Consider the following 15,363-nt stretch of genomic DNA (forward strand, 5'->3'; position numbering starts at 1 on the left):
CCTGCCTTTCATCGAGCGCTATGTTTTCCATACGCGCATTTTAACGCGCCAGGCCCTGGCGCGACCGAACCTGAAGAATGATTCAGGCGTTCTTGGGAGCTTCTTCAGGACGACATTGCTATGCTTTTCCGGCGCTGTCATATCGCTGCCCGCGCTCCCCTCTGACCGCCCGCCTGGGCACGGCATCCACGCATGCCCCATCACCATCAATAACAAGGAAACACGGGATGAACACGACCACCCGCAACGCCCTGGGCGCCAGCTGCGCCCTCGCTCTCGCCTGCTCGGCCCTGGCCGGCTGCGCCAAACCGATGGCGGCGGCCACGCCGCCCGTCCAGTCGATGCACCAGGACGACGGCACCATCACGGTGCCGAAAACGTCGCCACTGCGCCAGCGCCTGCAAATCGCGCCCGTGCAGGAACAGGAAATCGCCACGCAGACCGATGCGCCGGGCAGCATCGAAGCCATGCCGGAAAAGCTGGTGAAAATCACGCCGCCCCTGTCGGGCCGCATCACGCGCCTGCAGCGCGCCCTGGGCGACAGCGTCAAGGCCGGCGATGCCCTGTTCACCCTGGATTCGGCGGAGCTGAGCGCCGCGCACGCGGACGATAGCAAGGCGAAGTCCGCCCTGCTGCAGGCGCGCCAGGAACTGCAGCGCCAGAAGACCCTGTTCGAGGCGGAGATCGCCGCGCACAAGGATTACGAGGCTGCCCAGGCGGCCTTCGACCAGGCCAACAGCGATGCGCATGCCAGCGCCGACAAGCTGGCCCAGTACGGCGCCAGCGCCGGCGGCTCGCGCCGCGACTACGTCCTGCGCTCGCCGATCGCCGGCACCGTGATCGAGATGAGCGGCGCCCAAGGCGGCTACTGGAACGATATCAACGCGCCCGTCATGACGGTGGCCGACCTGTCCACCGTGTGGCTGTCGGCCAACGTGGCCGAAAGGGACCTGGCACAGGTGGCCGTGGGCCAGGCGGCCCGCATCACGCTCGACGCCTGGCCCGGCAAAGATTTTGAGGGCAAGGTCGCCTATGTGGGCGCCGTGCTCGATAGCGAGACGCGCACCGTCAAGGTGCGCGTGGCCATCGACAACCGCAGCGGCATTTTCAAGCCGGGCATGTTCGCCCACGCCGGTTTCGCCGGCGCCACGCGGCACGGCCTGATGGTGCCCGCGGCGGCACTGCTGCAAAGCGGTCTGGTGACGCGCGTGATGGTCGAACGCGGCCCGCTGCGTTTTGAGGCGCGCGTGGTGCAGGTGGGCGCCAGCCGGGGCGACCAGGTGGAAATCGTCTCCGGCCTGAAGGCGGGCGAACGCATCGTCGTCAAGGAAGGAGTGCTGCTCAATGGTTGATCGTTTCATCGCCACCTGCTGCCAGCGGCGCGGCATCGTCTGGCTGGTACTGTTGTGCGTGACCCTGTACGGCGTGTATTGCTGGAAGCAGCTGCCCATCGAAGCCTACCCCGACATCGCCGACGTCACCTCGCAGATCGTCACGCAGGTGCCGGGCCTGGGCGCCGAGGAAATCGAACAGCAGATCACGATACCGCTGGAGCGCGCCTTGCTGGGCACGCCCGGCATGCATGTGCTGCGCACGCGCAGCCTGTTCGCGCTGTCGCTGATCACGGTCGTGTTCGAGGATGGCAGCGATGGCTACTTCACGCGCGAGCGGCTGCAGGAGCGCCTGGCCAGCGTGAACTTGCCGTACGACGCCAAGCCGGGGCTCGACCCCTACACTTCGCCCACGGGCGAAATCTACCGCTACACGCTGGAATCGAAAACGCGCTCCTTGCGCGAGCTGTCGGAGCTGCAGTTCTGGACGGTCATCCCGCGCCTGCAAAAAGTACGCGGCGTGGCCGACGTCAGCAATTTCGGCGGCCTGACGACGCAATTCATGCTGGAACTCGATCCCGCAAAACTGGATAGCTACGGCCTCTCGCTGGCGCAGGTGAAGGACGCCATCAACGCCAACAACATCAGCGGCGGCGGCAGCGTCATCGACCGCGGCCAGCAATCATACGTGGTGCGCGGCGTGGGCTTGCTGCATTCGCTGGACGACATGGGCAACGTGGTCGTCAGCAGCAAGAATGGCATACCCGTGCTGGTGAAGGACCTGGGCAAGCTCGCCTACGGCAACGTGGAGCGGCGTGGCATCCTCGGCAAGGACAACAATCCCGACACCATCGAAGGCATCACCCTGCTGCTGAAGGATTTCAACCCGTCCGAGGCGCTGGCGGGCATCCATGCGGCCGTGGACGATTTGAATAACAATCTGCTGCCGAAAGACGTCAAGGTGGTCGCCTACCTGGATCGCAGCGCGCTGATCGACGCCACCCTGCACACGGTGGGCTACACCCTGGGCGAAGGCATGCTGCTGGTCGCCCTGGTGCTGCTGCTGTTCCTGGGCAGCCCGCGCGCGGCCGCCATCGTGGCGCTGACGATTCCGCTGGCCCTGCTGATCGCCTTCATCTTCATGCACCATTTTAAAATTCCCGCCAACCTGCTGTCGCTGGGCGCGATCGACTTCGGCATCCTTGTCGACGGCTCCGTGGTGGTGCTGGAAAACATGCTGCGCCGCCGCGAGCGCGAGCAGGAGCGCCCGCTCACCATCCATGACGCGATCGAGGCGACCCTGCAGGTAGCGCGCCCCATCATGTTCGGCATGGCCGTCATCATCGCCGCCTACCTGCCCCTGTTCGCCTTCCAGCGCATCGAATACAAGCTGTTCTCGCCGATGGCGTATGCGGTCGGTGCGGCACTCGTGGGCGCGCTGGTGGTGGCGCTGGTGCTGATACCGGGCCTGGCCTGGCTGGCATTGCGCAAGCCGCGCCGCACCTTCCATAACCGCGTGCTGGAACAGTTGGCGGCAGCATATGGCCGCTTCCTCGAGCGCATGGTGGGCAAGAAACGCTGGGTGGCGATGGTGTGCGCCGCGTCGCTGGCAGGGTTGGCCCTGCTGGGCGGCAGCATCGGGCGTGACTTCCTGCCCTATCTCGATGAAGGCTCGTTATGGCTGCAAGTGCAGATGCCGCCCGGGATCACCCTGGACAAGGCATCCGAGATGGCCAGCGAACTGCGCCGCGCCGCGCTGGAGTTCCCGGAAGTGTCGACCATCGTCACGCAAACGGGGCGCAACGACGACGGCACCGACTACTGGACGCCGTCGCACATCGAGGTCAGCGTAGGCCTGCATCCCTATAAAAGCTGGAAGTCGGGCATGAACAAGCAGCAGCTGATCGCCAAAATGAGCGAGCGCTTCGCGCGCATGCCCGGCTACACGGTGGCCTTCATGCAACCGATGATCGACGGCGTGCAGGATAAATTGTCGGGCGCGCACAGCGACCTGACGGTGAAGATATTCGGCGACGACCTCGACGAAGTGCGCGGCATCGCCGGCAGGGTGGCGCAAGCGCTGAAAACAGTCCGTGGCGCCTCCGACGTGGCGGTGGACGTGGAGCCGCCGCTGCCCAACCTGAAGGTGGAGCTGGACAGGGCAAAGGCGGCCCGCTACGGCATTAACGCGGCCGACGTGGCCGACCTGATCTCGACCGGTATCGGCGGCGCACCCATCGGCCAGGTGTACGTGGGCGAGAAAAGCTACGACATCGCCGTGCGCTTCCCCGCCGAGGTACGTTCCAGTCCGGACGCCATCGCCAAACTGATGCTGACGGCTGCCAACGGCGCCAAGGTGCCGCTGGCGCAGGTGGCGCAGATCAGCACCACTTCGGGCGAAAGCGTAATCGTGCGCGAGATGGGACGGCGCCACATCATCGTGCGCCTGAACGCCCGCGGACGCGACCTGGCCGGCTTCCTGGCCGAAGCGCGCCCGCTGGTGGCCAGGACCGTCGCCGACGAGCACCAGCGCATCGGCGTCGAATGGGGCGGCCAGTTTGAAAACCTGCAGCGCGCGGAGAGCCGCCTGGCCATCATCTTGCCGATGACCCTGGGCGCCATGTTCCTGCTGCTGTTCGGCCAGTTCCGCAACCTGCGCCAGCCGGCCCTGGTCTTGCTGGCCGTGCCGCTGGCCATGCTGGGCGGCCTGGCCGCGCTGCACCTGCGCGGCATGACCTTGAATGTCTCGAGCGCCGTCGGTTTCATCGCCCTGTTCGGCGTGGCGGTATTGAATGCCGTGCTGATGCTGGCGCAGATCAACCGTTTGCGCGCCGACGAAGGCAAGAGCCTGCGCGATGCCGTTCTCGAAGGCGCGCGCGACCGCATGCGTCCCGTGCTGATGACGGCCACCGTGGCCGCGCTGGGCCTGACGCCGGCCATGCTGGCCACCGGCCTGGGCAGCGACGTGCAGCGCCCGCTGGCCACCGTAGTGGTCGGCGGCCTGGTGACGGCGACGGCACTCACCCTGCTGCTGTTGCCGGCCCTGTATTACCTGATCGAGGCGCATCTGGAACAACGCCGTAACCACACTGATGGAGCATCCCATGACACGCTTTAACTTGATCCTGGCCGGCTGCCTGATCTCGCCCGCCATCATCGCCGCGCCTCTGACCTTCGACACCTACCTGAGCGCCGTGGAAACGCACAGCCTGGAGCTGAAAGCGCAGAACGAGAGCATCGGCTCGGCCAAGGCCGGCATCGGCATCGCCGGCCTGCGCCCCGATCCGGAATTGACCCTGGGCGCCGCGCGCGAAACGCCGCGTTCGATCGAACGCCGTCCCATCACCTGGACGCCGGCCATCAGCATGGCCATCGAAACGGGCGGCAAGCGCGCCGCGCGTCTGAAAGCGGCGCGCAGCAATGTCACCGTCGCCGAGGAAACGGTGGCCGGCTTCAGGAGCGAACTGTACGCCAATGCGGCGACAGCCTACACGGAAGCGTGCCGCACGCGCGAGGTGCTGGCGCGCAAGGAGCAGACCATGGCGGCCCTGTCGAAAGTGGTCGAGGCGAACGTGGTGCGGCGCAAGGCAGGCGACGTGGGCGGCATCGAGCTGCTGCAGTCGCGCGTGGAACGCGACCAGTTCCAGGCCGAACTGGCGCAGGCACGCAGCGAGGCGCAGGGCGCCATGCTGGAACTGTCGCCGCCGCTGGGGCGCCAGCTCGATGCGCTGTTTCCCGAAGCGCAGCTGGCCTGCGACTTCACCGCCTTTGCGGGCGGCGACACCGGCACCCTCGTGCCGCAGGCGCTGCGCGAACGCAGCGATGTGCGCATCGCCCGCGCCACGCTGGACAATCTGCGCGATGGCGCGGCGCTGGTGCGCGCCAACCGCTCCGTCGATCCCACCGTGACGCTGGGCCTCTCCGCCGTGCGCGGCTACCACGACGGCATCGATGCCCATGGCGAACCGGTGGAAGGGTCGCCCCGTTCACGCGCGCTGTCCATCTCGCTGGCCATCCCCATCCCGCTGTCGCGGCGCGACAAGGGCGACGTGGTGCAGGCCGAGGCCGGCGTCACGCAAGCGATGCTGGCCTTGCGCCAGGCAGAGTTGAAAGCCGAAACGGACGTGCGCGCGGCGCAGCTGCATCTGCGCACGGCGCAGGAGCGGCTGGCGCGCTACCGCGACGGCGTGCTGCTCGATGCACAAAAGGTCGTTGACGGCATCCGCCTGTCCTACTTCAGCGGTAATGCCTCGCTGCTGGAATGGCTGGCCGCGCAGCACTCGGCCGACGACGCCTGGCAGGGCTATCTGCAGGCGCGCGCCGACGTAGCCATCGCCAGCACGCAGCTGCAACTGGCGATCGGCCAGCGGCCGCGCTTATAGCGGGAGGGGAAAAGGTAGAACGAAGAGATGCCGGCGCGGCGGCGCCGCACCGGTCATCAGGAACGGGTAATTACTGCGGCTGGGCGGGAGCGTCGCCTTCGGCCGCCGCATCTGCGGCGTCATCGGCATCGTCTGCATCTGCTTCTTCGCCTTCAGTGCCATCGGCAGCCTTGGGATTGTTTTTCGCTTCCAGCTTGCGCCTGGCTTTTTCCTCGGCTTTCTTCTTCTTTTCCAGCTCTTTTTGCCGTTTTTCGTATTGGAAATTTGTCTTGGCCATTTACTACCTCTTTAGTTTTTAGATGTTACAGATAAGCACATAAGGCACATTATGACGTAATTGGACCAAACACCAAATGTTTAGCCTCGCGGATGGTGCTGCGCATGCAGCAGTTTCAGCCGTTCGCGCGCCACATGCGTGTAAATCTGCGTGGTGGAGATATCGGAGTGTCCCAGTAACAATTGCACAACACGCAAGTCCGCGCCATGGTTCAGCAAATGCGTGGCGAACGCGTGGCGCAGGGTGTGCGGCGACAGCGGCGCCGTGATGCCGGCGTTCATCGCGTGTTTCTTGATGATGACCCAGAACATTTGCCGCGTCATGGCGCCCCCGCGCCGTGTGACGAACAGCGCATCGTCCATCTGGCCATCAAGGATGACGCCGCGCGCCTCCTTCAGGTAGCGCTCGATCCACAGCCGCGCCTGCTCGCCAAACGGCACCAGCCGCGTCTTGCTGCCCTTGCCCGTGATGCGCAGCACGCCATCGTTCAGGCTCAGTTCCACCGATTGCAAGTCCACCAGCTCCGACACGCGCAAACCGCTCGCATACATGAGCTCCAGCATGGTGCGTTCGCGCAGACCCAGCGGCGTGCTCACGTCGGGCGCCGCCAGCAGCGCTTCCACCTGCGCTTCGCTCAGGGTATGCACGAAGCGCGCTGGCTGCTTGGCCGAGACCATCTTCAGGCAGGGATCAGCCGCGATATGCTTGTGCCGCAAGGCCAGCTGGTAAAAGCGCTTGAGCACGGACAGGCGCCGGTTCGACGACGTCGCCTTGCTCTCGTCGTGGCGGGCGGCGAAATACGCTTCGACGTCGGCCGTGGACACCTCGTACAGGCCTTCGCGGCCGGGCCGCGCCACTTCCAGCCAGCGCGCGAACAGACGCATGTCGCGCCGGTAAGCGTCCAGCGAGTTTTTCGACAGGCCGTCTTCCAGCCACAGGCTGTCGCAGAATTCATCGATCAGGGTGGCGTTATCGGGCGCCAGCAGGCTGTTCATCATCGTGTTGACCACCCCATACCTTCGACGCCTTCATGCGCCAGCAGCCAGCGCTTCACGCCCAGGTGAAAACCGCTGGCATCGTCGTGGTGGGCAAAGCCGCCCAGGCCGCCAGCGGCCGTGACCCGGTGGCAGGGTATGACCACGGGATACCAGTTGGCGCCGCAGGCCTGGCCGACGGCGCGCGGCGCCGAGCCGATCAGGCGCGCCACGTCGCCATACGTGCGCACCCGGCCGCGCGGGATGCCCGCAATCGCCGCCCATACGCGTTGCTGGTAGGCGCTGCCCAGCTCGGCCAGCGGCAAGTCAAAGACATAATCGGGATCGACGAAATAACGCGCCAGTTGCACGCACGCGCGCTCGGAGACGGCATCCTGCGCCGCCTTTTCGGCGAAGTGCGGCGGCAGGTAGACCAGTTCGCGCAACTGGCCGCCCTGCGCGCGCACGCCCATGGCGCCGAAGGGCGCTGCCACGATGGCGCTGAACAGTTCACTGTCCTGTTGTTTTTTCATCTGCTGATCATTATTCAAGTGTGGCAAATATACAACTTGCAGGCACACCATGGTGCACTCTGGCGATTATGCACCGTCTTCGGACAGGTGGGCGGACGTTTCCCGCGCACGAAAAAAAAGCGCACCAGTCGGTGCGCTTCAAATATTGCTTCACGTTCCCGGTCGTTTGGGTCCGCCGGTGCCGGCTTGTGGCGGCAGACAGCGATAACTCAACAACTTCTGTGAAACGTGTGTCTCCTCAATATATCCCCGGTATCAATACCGTTTTTATAGACTACTCCCCCACCAACCTTGTTGCCAATTTTGTATTTCAGCCTTGCTACCAGGGCGTATAAGCATATACGTGTTTCCCCTTAAGGCTGCCCATCATAGCGCATTTATTCGGCCGGATCGACTTTTTTTGCACCATGACGGGGACAACTGTTTTAGTTGTAAATTAAATTTGGCAGCCACAGCGAGATTTGTGGTACGTAGGTAATCAGCATCAGGAAGGCCAGCATCGTCAGCAGCCACGGCATCACGGCCACGGTCAACTCCGAAATGCCCATCTTGGTGATGCCGGACGCCACGTACAGGTTCAGGCCCACGGGCGGATGGCACATGCCGACCTCCATATTGACCACGATCAAGATGCCGAAGTGCACAGGATCGATGCCCAGCTTCATGGCGACGGGGAACAAAATCGGCGCCATGATCAGCACGATCGAGGACGGCTCCATGACGTTACCAGCCAACAACAGCAGGACGTTGACCACCAGCAAGAAGCTGATCACGCCCAGACCCTTGCCCGTGATCCACTCGGCCATCGCTTGCGGAATGTTTTCGCTGGTCATCAGGAACGAAAACAGCACGGCATTGGTGATGATGTACAACAACATCGCCGACATGGCGGCCGAATCGAGCAAGACCTTGCCCACTTGCTTGATCTTCAAGTCCTTGTAGACGAAGACGGCGATGATGAAGGCATACACGGCAGCCATGGCGGCCGCTTCCGTGGGCGTAAACGCGCCCGAGTAGATGCCGCCCATGACGATGACGATCAGCAGCAGGCCCCAGGCGCTCTTCTTGAAGGTGATGAAGCGTTCGCCCCAGCTGGCTTTTTTCATGCGTGGATAGTTGTGCTTGCGCGCCAAAAACCAGGTGGTCAGGCCCAGCAGCATGGCCAGCATCATGCCGGGAATCACGCCCGCCATGAACAGCTTGCCCACCGAGGTGTTGGTGCTGACCGAATACATCACCATCACGATCGACGGTGGAATCAGGATGCCCAGCGCGCCCGAGGTGGTGATGACGCCGGCGCCGAAGCCGCGTGGATAGCCCTGCTTGACCATGGCTGGCAGGATGATGGAACCGATCGCCACCACGGTGGCGGGGCTGGAGCCGGAAACGGCGGCAAACAGCGCGCACGCCATCACGCCGGCCAGCGCCAGGCCGCCATGCCAGTGGCCCACCATGGAACTGGCGAAGTTGATCATGCGCCGCGCCACCCCGCCATGCGTGAGGAAGTTGCCCGCCAAAATGAAGAACGGAATGGCCATGATCTCGAACTTCTCGATGCCCGTGAAAATCTTCAGGGCCACCGATTCGATGGGTACGCTGGTCATGGTAAACAGGAACGTCAGTACCGTCAGGCCCAGCGAAATGGAAATCGGCATGCCGGTCAGCATCAGCGCCAGCAGCAACACAAAAATAATCAGCGCGTTCATGCCTTGGCTCCTTTTTCTTCCGCCGTCAATTCCTCTTCCAGCCCCTCGACGTGCGAGTGGTCGTGTTTGGGCAAGGCGCCCGTCTTGATGAAATGCACCATCACTTGCAGGAAGCGGAAGCACATCAGGTAGGAACCGAGCGGCACGGCCAGGTAGACCAGCCACATCGGCACTTCCATGTCGGCCGAAGTCTGGTCCGTGTGGCCGATCGACCACACGAAGCTGGCGCCCAAGGTACCGACGATGCCCGTAAACAGGGCGCCGGCGCCGAGGCCGAAGACGATGAAGCGGTCGCGCCAGCGCGGGTTCATACGGTTGATCAAGACGTCGACGCCCACGTGGATGCCCGTACGTACGCCATACGCGGCGCCGAACTTGGCCATCCAGACGAACATATAGATACACAGTTCCTGGGCCCAGCTGGTATTGATTTGAATCAGGAAGTCCTGCACGACCGGTATCGGCAAGCCTGCCAGGTAGCGGTGCACGACCGCGACGAAGATGATGAAGGTGGCTGCGCCCATCAGGGACGCGATCAGCCACTCTTCCAGGTGATCCAGAAATTTCATGGTGGACTTTCAAAGAATGCGGGTACGCTGGCACCCGCGCAGGACGCGCAGGTGCCGTTGCTACAGAAAGACAGGATGTCCCTGGCAGCCGCGCCGGGTGGCGCGGCCAGCGCGATTACTTCGCGCTTTCCTTGTTGATGGCCGAGATCAGATCCTTGCCGATGCGCCCTTCCATGGCCTTCTGCACGGGCGCCAGGGCCTTGCGCCACTCGGCCTGTTCCTGCACCGTCAAGGTATAGATTTGCGTCTTGCCCGCTTTCTTGATGGCGTCGAGGGCAAAGTCGTTGTCGCGCTGGGCGATGGCTTTTTCAAACGTGGTCGCTTCGCGCATGGCTTTTTCCAGCTGAGCACGAATATCGGGTGGCAAGCCATCCCAGAATTTCTTGTTGACGATGACGGCGTAGCCCAGGTAACCGTGGTTCGATACGGTCACGTGCTTTTGCACTTCATGCATCTTTTGCGTGTACATATTCGATGGCGGATTTTCCGTGCCATCGACCACGCCCGTCTGCAGCGCCTGATACACTTCAGAGAAGGCCAGCACTTGCGGATTGGCGCCCAGCGCGCGCATTTGCGCGTCGAGCACCTTCGACGACTGGATGCGCATTTTCAGGCCCTTGAAGTCGGCCGGATTGTGCAGTGGCTTGTTGGCCGACATCACCTTGAAGCCATTGTCCCAGTAAGCCAGGCCCGTGATACCCTTGGGTTCCAGTTTTTTCAGCAGGCTCTTGCCGATTTCGCCTTCGGTGACGTTGTACAACGCCGTCTTGGTGGGGAAGATGTAAGGCAGGTCGAAGGCTTCGAATTCCTTCACGCCCAGCGGGCCGAACTTGGCCAGCGACGGCGCCAGCATCTGCACGGCGCCCAGCTGCAGGGCTTCGAGTTCTTCCTTGTCCTTGTAGAGCTGGCTGTTCGGGTACAGTTCGACCTTGACCTTGCCATTCGTGGCTTTTTCGGCCAACTGCTTGAAGCGCTCGGCGGCCTGGCCTTTCGGCGTGTCGGTCGCCACGACGTGGCTGAACTTGATGACGATGGGGGCTTGCGCGTAAGCGTGGACGCCGGCGGTGGCGCCGATGGCTGCGCACAGTGCGACGAACATGGTTTTCATCTGCATTCTTGTCTCCTGAGTGGTTTTTTTAAAAACTTTATTATTTGTCTACTTCAATATTGTGCCAAAGAAACTGTCCCGGCTATTGTGGTTAACCACAATAGCCGGCTCCCGATAAGCCGCTACCCTGCCAGCCATGCCGACTCCCCCCACCCTTGCACGCCGCTTCAAGCTATCGAGCCCGATGCGCTGGCTGCTGCCCGTCATCCTGCTGCTGCTGTTCCTGTCCATCCTGTTCTGGCTGCCCTGGCAGGCGCGCCAGATGGAGAGCAACGAGCGTCAGGAGCAGCTGATCGCCGACACCCTGTGGGTGGAGCAAACCATCCGCTTCCAGCTGGCGCGCAACGAGGAAAGCCTGTTCAACCTGGGCGTGGACATCGCCAGCAGCTCCCTGTCGGCGGAAAAGGTGCACGAACGGCTGCAGCAGATGCTGCGCAATGGCCGCGAATTGCAGCGTGTGCTGTGGCTCGACACCAGCGGCAAGGTGCTGGCCAGCAGCGACAACAGCCTGCCGCACGCCCTGGCGTTTTCGCCGGCTTCGCTGACGTCCGCCGACAATGCGCGCCGCCTGCACCGGGGGCAATACGCCCAGCCTTCGCAGCAGACGGGCTTTCCCGACGCGCCGCCGGGCGCCATGCTGATGGATTACCACCAGCCCCTGTTCGATGGCCAGCGCTATGTGGGCAGCCTGGTGGCCACCTACCAGATCAGCAGCCTGCTCGATGAAATGGTGCCGTGGTGGTTTGCCCAGGATAACCAGATTTCGCTGATCGACCGCGACGACAAGGTGCTGGCACGGCGCGCCGCCGCCGGTCCCGGCCACGGCGTGTACACGCACAAGCGCGCGCTCGACGTGCCCGGTGCCAGCATCACCCTGTTTACCGACAGCGTGAAAAGCCAGCCCAAGCTGCTGCCCAATTTGCTGGTCGGCTCCGTCATCGCCCTGTCGCTGGGTTTGCTGTGGAGCTTGCTGGCCCTGTGGCGGCATATTTCGCGCCGCCTGGTGGCCGAAGGAGCGCTGCGCCAGCAGATGCTGTTTCGCACGGCGATGGAAAACTCGCTGGTGACGGGCATGCGCGCGCGCGACCTGGAAGGCCGCGTCACGTATGTGAATCCAGCGTTCTGCCAGATCGTCGGTTATCCGGCCGAGGAAATCCTGGGCCGTTTGCCACCCATGCCCTACTGGGTGCCGGAAGCACTGGAGGAATACCAGCAACGCTTCGTCAAGGCGCTGGCCGGCAATCCCACGCCGCAGTTCGAAACCTATTTCCAGCGCCCCGACGGCACACGCGTGGCCGTGCTGATCTTCGAAGCGCCGCTGGTGGACAAGAACGGCAAGCAGACAGGCTGGATGGGCTCCGTGCTCGATATCTCGGACCGCAAGCGGGTCGAGGAACTGAATCGCCAGCAGCAGGAAAAGCTGCAGACGAGTTCGCGCCTGGCCACCATGGGCGAACTGGCCTCGATGCTGGCGCATGAACTGAACCAGCCGCTGGCGGCCATTTCCAGCTACACCACGGGCGCGCTGAACCTGATCCGCCGCGCCATCGAGCATGACGCGCCCATCGATCCGAACACCCTGAAGCCGGCGCTGGAGCAGGCCGGCGCGCAGGCGCAGCGGGCCGGACAGATCATCCGCAGCGTGCATGATTTCGTGCGCAAGAGCGAACCGCAGCGCCAGGATATCGCCATCCGCACGCTGATCGACGGCATCCGCGCGCTGATCGACCTGCAGGCACGCAAATACTATGTCACCATCCAGGAAGAGCTGCCGCCGGACCTGCCGCTGCTGCGTGCCGACCCCGTGATGATCGAACAAGTACTGCTGAACCTGACGCGCAACGCCATCGAGGCGATGCAGGACGCGGCGCCCGGACGGCGTATCATGCGCCTGCGGGCCAGCCACGACGCGCAGCAAGGCATGGTGACGGTGGACGTGATCGACCATGGCCACGGCATCCCGCAAGACGTGGCCGAGCGGCTGTTTTCGCCGTTTTTCTCGACCAAGTCCGAAGGCATGGGCATGGGCCTGAACATCTGCCGCACCGCCATTGAATTTCACGGCGGCGCGCTGACCTTCGGCGCCAACCCCGCAGGCGGTACTATCTTTACATTCAGCGTGCCGGCCGCGCCGCGCACCAAGCACCAACCAATAGCCAATAACCAATAACGACGAGCCGGAGACACCATGCTACACATCATCGACGACGAAGAGGTCGTACGCGACTCGCTGTCCTGGCTGGCCGCCTCGCGCAGCATCGACGCGCGCATCTACGCCAGCGCCCAGCAATTCCTCGATAGCCTCGACGGCAACTTCGACGCCGCCGGCGACTGCGTGCTGCTCGACGTGCGCATGCCCGACATGAACGGCATCGCCCTGTTCGACCAGCTGGTCAAGCGCGACCTGACGGCGCGCCTGCCGGTGATTTTCCTCACCGGCCACGGCGACGTGCCGATGGCCGTCGACAGCCTGAAACGGGGCGCCTTCGATTTCTTTGAAAAGCCGTTCAACGACAACGACCTGATGGACCGCGTGCAGCAGGGCCTGGCCAACTCGCGCCAGGCGGGCGAGCTGGCCGCCGTGCACGCGCGCCTGGCCACCCTGTCGATGCGCGAACGCGAAGTGCTGGACCTGATTTTGGCGGGCAAGATGAACAAGGTGGTGGCCGACAAGCTGGGCATCAGCATGCGCACCGTGGAAGTCCACCGCGCGCATATCTTCGACAAAATGCAGGTCAAGACGGCGGTGGAGCTGGCGGGGTTATTGAAATAATTGCGGTAACGTTGGATTACGCGGCGCCTGCGCGCCGCCAATCCAACCTACAATGCAATGTAGGTCGGGGTAGGTCGGGTTAGCGCGCAGCGCGTAACCCGACACCACCACCACCACCACCACCACCACCACCACCACCATCACCATCACTCATCATGATGCTCATGATGCTCGGCCGCCCCATGCTTCCAGTAACTGGCCACATGCAGATGCCGCTTCGGCACGCCGGCGTCAATAAAATGCCCGCGCAAGCCCTGCACCTGCGCATGCTCGCACGCCACCCACACGTAGCCGTCGCCATCCTGCGGCAAGGCGACTTGCGCCAACGCTTCCAATAGCAACGGGCCCTTGCGGCCATTGCGCGCCACCCAGCGCACGTCCAGCTGCGCCGCGCTGTCCAACGCGACCTGTTCGCCGTCTTCGACGATTTCAATCACGGCCATCGCCCGCGCCGTGGCCGGCAACTGTTCCAGGCGGCGGGCAATCGCCGGCAGGGCCGTCTGGTCGCCCACCAGCACATACCAGTCGAAATCAAGCGGCACCAGCATGGAGCCGCGCGGTCCGCCCACGCCCAGGGTCTGGCCAGGTGCGGCTTGCGCCGCCCACAGCGACGCGGGGCCATCGCCATGCAGCACGAAGTCGATTTCCAGCTCGCGCCGTTCGGCGTCATAACGGCGCGGCGTGTAGTTGCGGGCGATGGGACGCGCCCCCTGCGCGTACTGGATCGGGTTGGCGCCATTGCCCAGCACGGGGAATACGGGGGTAGCCTGCCCCGGGGCGGGGAAGAACAGTTTCACGTGATCGTCGTGCGCCGGCGAGACAAAGCCGTCCAGGTCGTCGCCGGCCAGGGTGATGCGGCGCATGTGCGGCGTCAGTTGCTCGGTGCGCACGACGGTGAGCACGCGCAGTTTCAAGTCATGCCGCACGCGCTCGATGGCATGCGGGCGTGGTGTTGCTGGTGATGCGGTAGTCATTGCTTATCCTTGTAAAGTGGGCTCAGTGGCCGTCGACGATGGCGTTCGCCGCCTGTTCCAGCACGGCGGACACGCGCTCGGCTTCCGCCTCGCTCCAGTTGCTCTTGTTCAGCAACAGCGCATGCTTGAGGGTGTGCATGGCCTGGTGCACGCGCTCGGGCAAGGCGTTTTTCGCCTGGACGCGGGCGAACATGTCGAGGCGGGCCAGGATGCCGTCCACCTGGGCGCGGTTCTCGTCGAGATAGGCGCGCCCCAGGTCCGTGATCGTATAGAGCTTCTTGCCGCTGGCGCTTTCGGAGGACGTGACGTGGTCCTGCTCTTCCAGCAAGGTCAAGGTCGGATACACGGCGCCGGGGCTGGGGGCGTAGGCGCCGCCGCAACGCTCTTCGATGGCCTTGATGATTTCATAGCCGTGGCGGGGGCTGATTTCGATCAGCGCCAGCACGATCAGCGGCAAGTCGCCGCGGCCGAAGACGCGCTCGGCCCGTTCGCCGCGCCCGCCCCTGCCACCGGGGCCGCCATGGCCCATGCCGTCGCCGCGCTCGTCAAAGCCGCGTGGGCCACGGCCGTGCATGAAGTGTTCAGGGTTGTGTTCGTGGCGATGCTCGCCGTGATGGTGGTGGTGATGTTGGCCGCAATGGCCGTGTTCTGCGTGGTGTGAGTTTCTCATGTTTTCTCTTTAAAGATATATCGTTAGTAGGTATCGCCATTTTATAACGATATATCGATAAGTCAA

At 63.7% G+C, this 15,363-nt stretch carries 14 protein-coding genes; 5 read left to right on the plus strand and 9 right to left on the minus strand.

Translation table 11 applies throughout. The features are described from left to right. Nucleotides 1-227 precede the first annotated feature (227 nt). Genes ACP7EG_RS23135 through ACP7EG_RS23145 form a run of 3 tightly spaced genes read left to right on the plus strand, consistent with a single transcriptional unit; the run spans nucleotide 228 to nucleotide 5,713 of the window. Entirely contained in the window at nucleotides 228-1,352 is a 1,125-nt protein-coding gene (locus tag ACP7EG_RS23135; protein ID WP_426089462.1) for an efflux RND transporter periplasmic adaptor subunit, read from the plus strand. Further along, nucleotides 1,345-4,449 (plus strand): efflux RND transporter permease subunit, encoded by a 3,105-nt coding sequence (locus ACP7EG_RS23140; protein ID WP_426089463.1) that lies wholly within the window; start codon nucleotides 1,345-1,347, stop codon nucleotides 4,447-4,449. Before ACP7EG_RS23135 ends, ACP7EG_RS23140 begins: the two co-directional genes overlap by 8 nt. Further along, nucleotides 4,436-5,713 carry a TolC family protein gene (locus ACP7EG_RS23145; RefSeq protein ID WP_426089464.1) on the plus strand — a complete coding sequence of 426 codons (1,278 nt, stop codon included), beginning with the start codon at nucleotides 4,436-4,438 and terminating at the stop codon, nucleotides 5,711-5,713. Before ACP7EG_RS23140 ends, ACP7EG_RS23145 begins: the two co-directional genes overlap by 14 nt. A gap of 70 nt (nucleotides 5,714-5,783) precedes the next feature. Here the strand turns inward: ACP7EG_RS23145 and ACP7EG_RS23150 are convergent, their stop codons facing one another. The 6 genes from ACP7EG_RS23150 to ACP7EG_RS23175 all read right to left on the minus strand — a co-directional run bounded on the left by ACP7EG_RS23150 (nucleotide 5,784) and on the right by ACP7EG_RS23175 (nucleotide 10,880). Continuing rightward, a complete protein-coding gene (locus ACP7EG_RS23150) occupies nucleotides 5,784-5,990 on the minus strand; it encodes a hypothetical protein (RefSeq protein ID WP_071075595.1) in 207 nt (68 codons plus the stop codon). Nucleotides 5,991-6,070: 80 nt separating this feature from the next. After that, nucleotides 6,071-6,988, minus strand: a complete 918-nt coding sequence (xerD, locus tag ACP7EG_RS23155; protein ID WP_426089465.1) for a site-specific tyrosine recombinase XerD — start codon at nucleotides 6,986-6,988, stop codon at nucleotides 6,071-6,073. After that, nucleotides 6,985-7,497: a methylated-DNA--[protein]-cysteine S-methyltransferase gene (locus ACP7EG_RS23160; protein ID WP_426089466.1), complete on the minus strand. Its 513-nt coding sequence runs from the start codon at nucleotides 7,495-7,497 to the stop codon at nucleotides 6,985-6,987. Before ACP7EG_RS23160 ends, xerD begins: the two co-directional genes overlap by 4 nt. Before the next feature lie 425 nt (nucleotides 7,498-7,922). Then, nucleotides 7,923-9,203 carry a TRAP transporter large permease gene (locus ACP7EG_RS23165; RefSeq protein ID WP_099762241.1) on the minus strand — a complete coding sequence of 427 codons (1,281 nt, stop codon included), beginning with the start codon at nucleotides 9,201-9,203 and terminating at the stop codon, nucleotides 7,923-7,925. Then, entirely contained in the window at nucleotides 9,200-9,772 is a 573-nt protein-coding gene (locus ACP7EG_RS23170) for a TRAP transporter small permease (protein ID WP_071075592.1), read from the minus strand. Before ACP7EG_RS23170 ends, ACP7EG_RS23165 begins: the two co-directional genes overlap by 4 nt. Nucleotides 9,773-9,887: 115 nt before the next feature. Beyond that, nucleotides 9,888-10,880: a TRAP transporter substrate-binding protein gene (locus tag ACP7EG_RS23175; protein WP_426089491.1), complete on the minus strand. Its 993-nt coding sequence runs from the start codon at nucleotides 10,878-10,880 to the stop codon at nucleotides 9,888-9,890. A 136-nt stretch (nucleotides 10,881-11,016) separates the two neighbouring features. Here ACP7EG_RS23175 and ACP7EG_RS23180 point away from each other — a divergent pair, with 136 nt between their 5' ends. Beyond that, nucleotides 11,017-13,050, plus strand: a complete 2,034-nt coding sequence (locus ACP7EG_RS23180) for a sensor histidine kinase (RefSeq protein ID WP_426089467.1) — start codon at nucleotides 11,017-11,019, stop codon at nucleotides 13,048-13,050. Between the two features lie 18 nt (nucleotides 13,051-13,068). Further along, nucleotides 13,069-13,653, plus strand: a complete 585-nt coding sequence (locus ACP7EG_RS23185; protein WP_071075589.1) for a response regulator transcription factor — start codon at nucleotides 13,069-13,071, stop codon at nucleotides 13,651-13,653. Here the strand turns inward: ACP7EG_RS23185 and ACP7EG_RS23190 are convergent. The 3 genes from ACP7EG_RS23190 to ACP7EG_RS23200 are packed head-to-tail and all read right to left on the minus strand — an operon-like array spanning nucleotide 13,642 to nucleotide 15,297. Next, nucleotides 13,642-13,800 (minus strand): hypothetical protein, encoded by a 159-nt coding sequence (locus tag ACP7EG_RS23190; RefSeq protein ID WP_426089468.1) that lies wholly within the window; start codon nucleotides 13,798-13,800, stop codon nucleotides 13,642-13,644. The genes ACP7EG_RS23185 and ACP7EG_RS23190 overlap by 12 nt on opposite strands. Then, nucleotides 13,800-14,627 carry a siderophore-interacting protein gene (locus tag ACP7EG_RS23195; protein ID WP_426089469.1) on the minus strand — a complete coding sequence of 276 codons (828 nt, stop codon included), beginning with the start codon at nucleotides 14,625-14,627 and terminating at the stop codon, nucleotides 13,800-13,802. Before ACP7EG_RS23195 ends, ACP7EG_RS23190 begins: the two co-directional genes overlap by 1 nt. A gap of 22 nt (nucleotides 14,628-14,649) precedes the next feature. After that, nucleotides 14,650-15,297: a PadR family transcriptional regulator gene (locus ACP7EG_RS23200; protein WP_426089470.1), complete on the minus strand. Its 648-nt coding sequence runs from the start codon at nucleotides 15,295-15,297 to the stop codon at nucleotides 14,650-14,652. Nucleotides 15,298-15,363: the final 66 nt, after the last annotated feature.

The organism is Janthinobacterium sp. PSPC1-1 (genome assembly GCF_049897625.1).
Taxonomy (GTDB): Bacteria; Pseudomonadota; Gammaproteobacteria; order Burkholderiales; family Burkholderiaceae_D; genus Janthinobacterium; species Janthinobacterium tructae.

Coding starts and splice junctions, on each gene's coding strand:
- ACP7EG_RS23190 (WP_426089468.1), bottom strand. CDS start 13,800: ATGGTGATGGTGGTGGTGGTGGTGGTGGTGGTGGTGGTGGTGGTGTCG.
- ACP7EG_RS23170 (WP_071075592.1), bottom strand. CDS start 9,772: ATGAAATTTCTGGATCACCTGGAAGAGTGGCTGATCGCGTCCCTGATG.
- ACP7EG_RS23140 (WP_426089463.1), top strand. CDS start 1,345: ATGGTTGATCGTTTCATCGCCACCTGCTGCCAGCGGCGCGGCATCGTC.
- ACP7EG_RS23195 (WP_426089469.1), bottom strand. CDS start 14,627: ATGACTACCGCATCACCAGCAACACCACGCCCGCATGCCATCGAGCGC.
- ACP7EG_RS23160 (WP_426089466.1), bottom strand. CDS start 7,497: ATGAAAAAACAACAGGACAGTGAACTGTTCAGCGCCATCGTGGCAGCG.
- ACP7EG_RS23200 (WP_426089470.1), bottom strand. CDS start 15,297: ATGAGAAACTCACACCACGCAGAACACGGCCATTGCGGCCAACATCAC.
- ACP7EG_RS23135 (WP_426089462.1), top strand. CDS start 228: ATGAACACGACCACCCGCAACGCCCTGGGCGCCAGCTGCGCCCTCGCT.
- ACP7EG_RS23175 (WP_426089491.1), bottom strand. CDS start 10,880: ATGAAAACCATGTTCGTCGCACTGTGCGCAGCCATCGGCGCCACCGCC.
- ACP7EG_RS23180 (WP_426089467.1), top strand. CDS start 11,017: ATGCCGACTCCCCCCACCCTTGCACGCCGCTTCAAGCTATCGAGCCCG.
- xerD (WP_426089465.1), bottom strand. CDS start 6,988: ATGATGAACAGCCTGCTGGCGCCCGATAACGCCACCCTGATCGATGAA.
- ACP7EG_RS23145 (WP_426089464.1), top strand. CDS start 4,436: ATGACACGCTTTAACTTGATCCTGGCCGGCTGCCTGATCTCGCCCGCC.
- ACP7EG_RS23165 (WP_099762241.1), bottom strand. CDS start 9,203: ATGAACGCGCTGATTATTTTTGTGTTGCTGCTGGCGCTGATGCTGACC.
- ACP7EG_RS23150 (WP_071075595.1), bottom strand. CDS start 5,990: ATGGCCAAGACAAATTTCCAATACGAAAAACGGCAAAAAGAGCTGGAA.
- ACP7EG_RS23185 (WP_071075589.1), top strand. CDS start 13,069: ATGCTACACATCATCGACGACGAAGAGGTCGTACGCGACTCGCTGTCC.